Origin of the sequence: Streptococcus sp. 3613 (assembly GCF_013277375.1) — a bacterium.
Lineage (GTDB): Bacteria > Bacillota > Bacilli > Lactobacillales > Streptococcaceae > Streptococcus > Streptococcus pseudopneumoniae.
Map to the genome: position 1 here is coordinate 365 of NZ_VMMV01000132.1, position 280 is coordinate 644.

3 tRNA genes are annotated in these 280 nt (G+C 52.1%); all 3 read right to left on the reverse strand.

Annotated elements, in window-relative coordinates:
* Positions 1 to 2 precede the first annotated feature (2 nt).
* The 3 genes from HT708_RS11350 to HT708_RS11360 all read right to left on the reverse strand — a co-directional run bounded on the left by HT708_RS11350 (position 3) and on the right by HT708_RS11360 (position 259).
* A tRNA-Leu gene (locus HT708_RS11350) sits at positions 3 to 84 on the reverse strand.
* Between the two features lie 5 nt (positions 85 to 89).
* Positions 90 to 162, reverse strand: a tRNA-Lys gene (locus tag HT708_RS11355).
* A 24-nt stretch (positions 163 to 186) separates the two neighbouring features.
* Positions 187 to 259, reverse strand: a tRNA-Asp gene (locus tag HT708_RS11360).
* Positions 260 to 280 lie beyond the last annotated feature (21 nt).

The following is a 280-nucleotide window of genomic DNA, read 5'->3' on the forward strand; positions in this document are numbered from 1 at the left end:
AATGCGGGTTAAGGGACTTGAACCCCCACGCCGTTAAGCGCCAGATCCTAAATCTGGTGCGTCTGCCAATTCCGCCAAACCCGCATATATGACCCGTACTGGGCTCGAACCAGTGACCCATTGATTAAAAGTCAATTGCTCTACCAACTGAGCTAACGAGTCTAAAATAACTTGCGTTACCTTAAACGGTCCCGACGGGAATCGAACCCGCGATCTTCGCCGTGACAGGGCGACGTGATAACCGCTACACTACGGGACCTTTGGGAGTTAACGGGATCGA